Genomic DNA, 2855 nt, shown 5'->3' with positions numbered 1-2855 from the left:
AGGGCCTGCAACACCGCGCGCACGCCATCGGCCAGCACCCCGAGCAGGTGCGGCAGTTCGGCGTCCACCGGAAGCCGGGGAACACCGGGCGCGCCCGGCAACGCCGCGCCGGTGGCCAGCAGGTGGACAAGCGGATGGATGGCGGGAGCAACGGGGGAATGTGCCCGGTCGTCGGGCGAAAAGGATGCGGTCATGATTCCGTGGGGTTTCGGGTGGCTGCAAGGCACAACGCTCGGGCGGACATGCCGCGCGCGGGTGATCGTGCGCAGTCAGGCTATGGAAAAGCGCCCGTGATGGCAACGTACACGCCGCAACGAACAACATGGTGTGTCGCATCGCACTGCCGGGAACATCCGGAGGCCCTTCTCGCATGGCGGCATGCACGACTCGGCGCAACGCCGCAGCGCAACAGCAGTTACTGCATCTACGCATGCGCAACGTACGCCATACTGCATGCATGGCATCATGCAATACAAAACAAGTGCAAAATCTTACACATATATTTTGAAAATCAAGCAAGAAATTTGAACCGTACGCCACCCATCATCACACGCATTTCATCCCTCATATCATCCTTTGTTGCGAGATTACTCCCGTTTTTTTCCGCACACACCCTCCGCGGCGCAAGGTCTTGAAATTTTCTGGTTGACTTTTGCAGCCATGAGCGCAGAGAAGGCGCAAACAATCCCTTGCAGGAGGCTGCATACCATGAAGACCCTGACCAAAGCCCTTCTCGCCGCCCTGTGCGTGTCGTTTCTGGCCCTGCCCGCCGTCGGCCAAGCCGCCACGGTGAAGAAGCCCCAGACCATCGAAACCCAGCAGGCGCAGCAGAAGAAGGCCACCAAGAAGGTGGCCGTGAAAAAGAAGAACACCAAGCAAACCGCCGCCAAGAAGCAGGTCAAGGTCGCCAAGGCCTCCAAGAAGACCAGCAAGTACTAGAGCCGTAAGCCGGGGCCGGGCGCACTGCCCGGCCCCTTCCTCTTTCATCCGCCCTGCCCCTCCTGTCAGCCCATCTGACCGCCGCGTGCGTCCGGTGGACGGCATGTGCTTGTCCTTTGCCGACAAATGACGCACAATGCCGCATCCACGTCCACCATCGCAGGCCTTCACCGGCCGGGAGGTGCGCCATATGTCCCGCCGCCGCTTCAGCACCCTGAATGAATTCGCGGAATTCCTGAACCGCAAGTGCATGCCCATGCACGAGGCCATCCGCTGCATCGACGACTTCGACGCCCTGCGCGAGGCCGTGGACGCCCTGCGTGCGCGCATGCCCTCCATCGGGTTCTTCTCGCCCTCGCGGCGGGTGCAATGCTTCTACGCCGTGTGCCGCCAGTTGGACGCCTTCATCGAAAAGGGGCGCCTGACCATCGACGATGCCCTGATGGCCCTGAACATGCTGGGCTTCGAATCGGGCCGATTCCGCAAGGCGGCACGCATGTTCCGCCGCCGCTGGGCCCGCCGCCGCGAAGGCGACCACGCCAGCCTGCCCCAGGTCACCCGCTTCTACATGGACGGCATCGGCACCTGCCTGTAGGCCTGCCACCCTGCCTCCTTTCCCCGTCCCGCCCCTGCCGTACAGCCGCGCGTGCCTCTTCAATCCTGTTGAAGCGCGCGCGGTTCTGTCGTAAGGCAACCCATCACACCACATGACCAGCCACCCCAGCCGCAGGAGACCAACCCGCATCGCGCCCGCCCGACGGGCCACGTCGCACAAGGACCACGCATGGCCTCTCCGTACATTCTGACCATCTCCTGCCCCGACCGCATCGGCATCGTGGCCACGGTTTCCACCTTTCTCGCCGTACAGCGCTGCAACATTCTGGACAGCGCCCAGTTCGGCGACCGCGAAAGCAAACGCTTCTTCCTGCGCATCCATTTCGAAATGCCCGACGACGGGCCCGGTCGCCCGGAACTGGAGCGGCTGTTCGCAGGCGTGGCCGCAACCTTCGACATGGAGTGGCAACTGTTCGACGCGGGCAGCACCGCGCGCATCCTGGTGCTGGTTTCGCGTTTCGGACACTGCCTGAACGACATCATGTTCCGCTGCGAGACGGGCGCGCTGAACGCCACCATCCCGGCCATAGTCTCCAACCACCAGGACTTCCAGCGCATCGCCGAGATGCACGACATCCCCTTCCACTACCTGCCCATTTCCAAGGAAAACAAGGCAGAACAGGAAGGGCGCATCGCCAGGATCATCGAGGAACAATCCATCGACCTGGTGGTGCTGGCCCGGTACATGCAAATCCTTTCGCCGGAATTCTGCGCCCGGTTCAAGGGCCGGGTGATCAACATCCACCATTCCTTCCTGCCCAGCTTCAAGGGGGCCTCGCCCTATCACCAGGCCTTTGCGCGCGGGGTGAAGCTGATCGGCGCCACCGCCCACTACGTGACCGAAAACCTGGACGAAGGCCCGATCATCGAACAGGAAGTGGCGCGGGTGGACCATTCGCACATGCCCGACGACCTGGTGGCCGTGGGCCGCGACGTGGAATGCCTGGCCCTGGCGCGGGCGGTGCGCTTTCACATCGAGCACCGCGTGCTGCTGAATGGCAGCAAGACCGTTGTGTTCCGGTAGACACACCGTTTCCGAACACTGCCCCCGTACGCACCGCGCCCGGAAGCCTCCACCTTCCGGGCGCGTTTCCATTCGCACTTCCGGCTCACTCCACCTGTTTGTGCCCCTGCCTGTCCGCCCCCCGCGCCGGGGCACCAGCGCACGCCACCTCGCACCGGCCCGTGTTTTGTCTTGAAGCCGCAAAGGGCCTGCGCTAGAGTCCCCACCGGACGCACGGCGCGCACTCTTCGTCGCCCTGCCGGGCCGCCCCTCCGACCGCCGGAGGCAGCCCGCGCCC

At 63.9% G+C, this 2855-nt stretch carries 4 protein-coding genes; 3 read left to right on the top strand and 1 reads right to left on the bottom strand.

The window, feature by feature from the left end; translation table 11 throughout:
- Positions 1-194: hypothetical protein (locus tag FVW27_RS12380; protein ID WP_167125563.1), on the bottom strand; the 194-nt coding region annotated here is incomplete at its 3' end.
- 514 nt (positions 195-708) lie between these two features.
- Between FVW27_RS12380 and FVW27_RS12375 the strand changes: the two genes are divergently transcribed.
- The 3 genes from FVW27_RS12375 (at position 709) to purU (ending at position 2578) form a co-directional block, all read left to right on the top strand.
- Entirely contained in the window at positions 709-939 is a 231-nt protein-coding gene (locus FVW27_RS12375) for a hypothetical protein (RefSeq protein WP_167125561.1), read from the top strand.
- Positions 940-1129: 190 nt separating this feature from the next.
- Positions 1130-1534, top strand: a complete 405-nt coding sequence (locus tag FVW27_RS12370) for a hypothetical protein (protein WP_167125559.1) — start codon at positions 1130-1132, stop codon at positions 1532-1534.
- A gap of 189 nt (positions 1535-1723) precedes the next feature.
- Entirely contained in the window at positions 1724-2578 is an 855-nt protein-coding gene (purU, locus tag FVW27_RS12365) for a formyltetrahydrofolate deformylase (protein ID WP_167125557.1), read from the top strand.
- The last annotated feature ends 277 nt before the right edge of the window (positions 2579-2855 follow it).

Origin of the sequence: Nitratidesulfovibrio liaohensis (genome assembly GCF_011682075.1) — a bacterium.
GTDB lineage: Bacteria > Desulfobacterota > Desulfovibrionia > Desulfovibrionales > Desulfovibrionaceae > Cupidesulfovibrio > Cupidesulfovibrio liaohensis.
The sequence above is the reverse complement of the archived record's forward strand: the minus strand, read 5'-3'. Positions and strand labels throughout refer to the sequence as shown.

Coding starts and splice junctions, on each gene's coding strand:
- FVW27_RS12375 (WP_167125561.1), top strand. CDS start 709: ATGAAGACCCTGACCAAAGCCCTTCTCGCCGCCCTGTGCGTGTCGTTT.
- FVW27_RS12370 (WP_167125559.1), top strand. CDS start 1,130: ATGTCCCGCCGCCGCTTCAGCACCCTGAATGAATTCGCGGAATTCCTG.
- purU (WP_167125557.1), top strand. CDS start 1,724: ATGGCCTCTCCGTACATTCTGACCATCTCCTGCCCCGACCGCATCGGC.